The sequence below is a fragment of the Flavobacterium sp. genome (genome assembly GCF_039932285.1).
Taxonomy (GTDB): Bacteria; Bacteroidota; Bacteroidia; order Flavobacteriales; family Flavobacteriaceae; genus Flavobacterium.
Genome location: NZ_JBDTQE010000117.1, coordinates 1 through 4,296, shown reverse-complemented (window position 1 = coordinate 4,296; position 4,296 = coordinate 1). Strand labels below are relative to the sequence as shown.

The following is a 4,296-nucleotide window of genomic DNA, read 5'->3' as shown; positions in this document are numbered from 1 at the left end:
ATGATTACAGGTAATTTTGCTCTTTTGGCAGGAATTAATCCGGATGAAGTTGATGCTTGGTATTTAGGGATTTATATTGATGCAATCGAATGGGTAGAAATTACCAATACTCGTGGTATGAGCCAGTTTGCCGATGGTGGAATTGTAGGCACAAAACCTTATGTTAGTTCCGCTTCGTATATTGATAAAATGAGTCATTATTGCGGAAGTTGTTTCTATAAAAAAGCAGTAAAAACGGGCGATAAAGCTTGTCCGTTTAATAGTTTATATTGGAATTTTTATGACAAAAATGAAGATAAACTAGGGAAAAATCCTCGAATTGGAATGATGTATAATGTTTGGCGTAAAATGAAACCAGAGGACAAATCTGCTTTATTACAACAAGCTGATTATTATTTAAAAAACATAAACACATTATGATAAAAACTGCTTTATTTTGGTTTAAAACCGATTTACGATTATCTGATAACGAAACACTTGTCAAAGCCATTGCACAAAGTGAACGAATAATCCCTGTTTACTGTTTTGATGACTCGCATTTCGAAACTACTTCGTACGGATTTAAAAAAACTGGAAGTTATAGAGCGCAATTTATATTAGAATCCTTAAAAGATTTAGATGCAACTTTAAGAGCCTTGGGTTCTGGTTTATTAATTGTAAGAGGAAAACCAGAAATTGAAATCCCGAAAATAGTGCACGAATATAAAGCACAGAAAGTATTTGCCAAACGTGAAGTAGCTTATGAAGAAAAACAAACTGAAAAATTAGTTCAAGAAGAATTATTCAAATTGCGTTGTGAACTAGAAACCTTTAGTACCAGCACTTTATATCATGCAGGAGATTTACCTTTTTCTATCAAAAATATTCCAGATGTATTTACTAATTTTAGAAAAAAAACAGAACAAGACGCTACAATTAGACCTGTTTTCAAGAAACCAGAAAAGATAAATTCACCCGAAATTCCAGCATTAAATTTACCAACATTAGAAGATTTAGGATTAGAATTTTTTGCGATTGATTCTCGAGCTGCAATCAATTTTAAAGGTGGAGAAACTGAGGCAATAAATAGATTAAATCATTATTTTTTTGAAACAAAAAACTTATCCTCTTATAAAGAAACTCGAAACGGAATGATTGGCGAAAATTATTCATCCAAATTTTCGGCTTGGTTATCTTTAGGTTGTATTTCTCCTAGACTCATTTACCATGAAATAAAAAAATATGAATTGCAATTTGGCGCAAACGAATCGACCTATTGGTTAGTTTTCGAATTGCTTTGGCGAGATTTCTTCCGATTTATGTTCAAAAAACACCAAACCAAATTTTTCTTATATTCTGGAATTAAAACCGATAAAGTAAACTCAAAATCATTGAATGAAAAATTACTTTCTCAATGGATTAACGGAACAACAAAATCCGATTTTATAAATGCTAATATGCTCGAATTAAAGCAAACTGGTTTTATGAGCAATCGCGGACGACAAAATGTAGCGAGCTTTTTTTGTAATGAACTTAACATGGATTGGCGTATAGGAGCTGCCTATTTCGAAGAACAGTTAATAGATTATGATGTTTGTAGCAATTGGGGAAACTGGGCATATTTAGCGGGCGTTGGTAATGATCCTCGCGGACACCGTTATTTCAATATAGAAAAACAAGCCAACGATTATGATAAAAATAAAGCCTTTAGAAAATTATGGCTGAAATAAATTAAAACTTTTATACTATGAGAATTCTACTAACAGGAGCAAACGGTTATGTTGGAAAACGTTTATTACCAGAATTATTGAAACAAGGTCATGAGGTAGTTTGTTGCATTCGCGATAAAGCTCGATTGGGTTTAGATACAATTACTTTAGCTAGAATTAGTATTTGGGAAATAGATTTTTTAGATGATGTAGATTTTAAAAACTGTCCAGAAGGAATCGATATTGCTTATTTTTTAATTCATTCGATGTCAAGTTCAACAAATTCATTTGAAAAAATGGAAGCTATTGTTGCACAAAATTTTAACAAATATTCCAATCACATGAACATCAAACAAGTGATTTATTTGAGCGGAATTGTTAATGATCCTAAACTTTCTAAACACATGCTCTCTAGAAATAATGTAGAGAAAATATTAAATTCGGGTCAACCACAACTTACTGTACTCAAAGCAGGAATAATTGTAGGCTCTGGAAGTTCGTCTTTCGAGATAATTAGAGATTTATGCGAAAAATTACCTTTAATGATAACACCAAAATGGGTTTTAACCAAAACGCAACCCATAGCCATTCGAGATGTAATTCAATATTTAATTGGTGTGCAAAACAGACAAGAATGTTTTAATGAATCGTTTGACATTGGTGGACCAAACATTATAACATACAAACAAATGATGCAATTGTATGCTAAAACACGAGGAATAAAACTAGCTATTTGGACAATTCCTGTTATGACGCCTAAACTTTCTTCTTATTGGCTATATTTTGTGACTTCTACCTCATATAAATTGGCAATGAATTTAGTTGATAGTATGAAAGTTGAAGTCATTTGCAATGATAATAGATTACAAAAAATACTTAATATAAAACCCATTTCTTATGTTGATGCCATTAAATTAGCATTTGAAAAAATAGAACAAAACTTAGTGATTTCTAGTTGGAAGGATAGTTTGTCTAGTAGTGAATTCAAAAATAATTTTTCTAATTATATTCAAGTACCAAATTTTGGTTGTTTAAAAGTGAGTAAGAAAATTCAAATTACCAATCCAAAACTGGTACTCGAAAATATTTGGTCGATTGGAGGAGATAAAGGTTGGTATTACGGGAATTGGATGTGGAAATTTAGAGGATTTATTGACAAACTCTTTGGAGGAGTTGGTTTACGTCGTGGTAGAACAAGCCCAACAAATCTCGACAATGGTGATTCCCTCGATTTTTGGCGTGTTTTATTAGCGGATAAACAAGAAAAAAGATTACTTCTTTTTGCCGAAATGAGATTACCTGGTGAAGCTTGGTTAGAATTTCGAATTGATGAAAACCATATTTTACATCAAATAGCGACTTTTAGACCAATAGGAATTCTGGGTAGAATCTACTGGTATAGTATGATTCCTTTTCATTTTTTTATTTTTGACGGAATGATTAAGAACATTGCTAATTCTAAATAATAACCAAAAATATTGTTACTTCAAAAATAAAGTGTACTTTTGCACTCGAATACGATATACGTATTTATACATCCTAATCATTTAAAAGATATTAAAATGTACTTAACTAAAGAAGTTAAAGAAGAAATCTTCGCTAAACACGGAGAAAAAACAAACACAGGTAAATCAGAAGCGCAAATTGCTTTATTCACATTTAGAATTAGCCACTTAACTGAGCATTTGAAAAAAAATCGTCACGATTATAACACAGAACGCTCATTAGTACTTTTAGTAGGTAAAAGAAGATCTTTACTAGATTACTTAAAGAAAACTGAGATTAACAGATACCGTGAGATTATCAAAGAATTGAATATCAGAAAATAATCAATAATAAAGAGGTGCGAAAGTGCCTCTTTTTGTTTTTACGCATATATAGAAAAAGTTTGGTTTTTCATTGGGTTTTAGGCAGTAACTACGCCACACAACAACACAACTACATGTGTCCGCCGACAGGCAGACTAAAACCAATGTTAAATCAATAACAAACAAAATTATGATTCCACAATTATTTGTAGAAAGCATCGATTTAGGTGATGGCAGAAACATCACAATCGAGACAGGAAGATTAGCAAAACAAGCTGATGGTTCTGTAGTAGTAAGAATTGGTAAAACTGTAATCTTAGGAACAGTAGTATCATCAAGAAAGGCAAGTCCAGGTATCGATTTTTTACCGTTAACGGTAGATTATAGAGAAAAATTTGCTGCAGCAGGTCGTTTTCCTGGTGGTTTCTTCAAAAGAGAAGCACGTCCAAGCGACAACGAAGTATTAACTATGAGATTAGTTGACCGTGTTTTACGTCCACTTTTTCCATCAGATTATCATGCAGAAGTTCAAGTTATGATTCAGTTAATGTCTCATGATGATGAAGTTATGCCAGATGCATTAGCAGGATTAGCAGCTTCGGCAGCACTTGCATTGTCTGACATTCCTTTTGAAACTTTAATTTCAGAAGCTAGAGTTGGAAGAATTGATGGTAAATTCATCATCAATCCAAGTCGTGCGCAATTAGAATTATCTGACATCGACATGATGATTGGTGCTTCTATGGATTCTATCGCAATGGTAGAAGGAGAAATGAAAGAAATTTCAGAAGCAGAAATGT

Annotated in this window: 3 protein-coding genes and 2 pseudogenes; all 5 read left to right on the top strand. The window is 32.4% G+C overall.

Annotated features, from left to right (window positions below; genetic code table 11):
* Positions 1 to 420: pseudogene (locus ABI549_RS13515) on the top strand (cryptochrome/photolyase family protein); the annotation flags it as partial.
* Complete coding sequence (locus tag ABI549_RS13510) at positions 417 to 1,709, top strand: DASH family cryptochrome (RefSeq protein WP_348076983.1); 1,293 nt, start codon at positions 417 to 419, stop codon at positions 1,707 to 1,709. The pseudogene ABI549_RS13515 and the gene ABI549_RS13510, both read left to right, overlap by 4 nt.
* Before the next feature lie 17 nt (positions 1,710 to 1,726).
* Entirely contained in the window at positions 1,727 to 3,154 is a 1,428-nt protein-coding gene (locus tag ABI549_RS13505; protein WP_348076982.1) for an SDR family oxidoreductase, read from the top strand.
* Positions 3,155 to 3,250: 96 nt separating this feature from the next.
* Entirely contained in the window at positions 3,251 to 3,517 is a 267-nt protein-coding gene (gene rpsO / locus ABI549_RS13500; protein ID WP_348076984.1) for a 30S ribosomal protein S15, read from the top strand.
* Between the two features lie 169 nt (positions 3,518 to 3,686).
* A pseudogene (locus tag ABI549_RS13495) lies at positions 3,687 to 4,296 on the top strand (polyribonucleotide nucleotidyltransferase); the annotation flags it as partial.

What these genes read in the sequence shown, in the direction of transcription:
- ABI549_RS13510 (WP_348076983.1), top strand. Translation starts at nt 417, where the DNA reads ATGATAAAAACTGCTTTATTTTGGTTTAAAACCGATTTACGATTATCT.
- ABI549_RS13505 (WP_348076982.1), top strand. Translation starts at nt 1,727, where the DNA reads ATGAGAATTCTACTAACAGGAGCAAACGGTTATGTTGGAAAACGTTTA.
- rpsO (WP_348076984.1), top strand. Translation starts at nt 3,251, where the DNA reads ATGTACTTAACTAAAGAAGTTAAAGAAGAAATCTTCGCTAAACACGGA.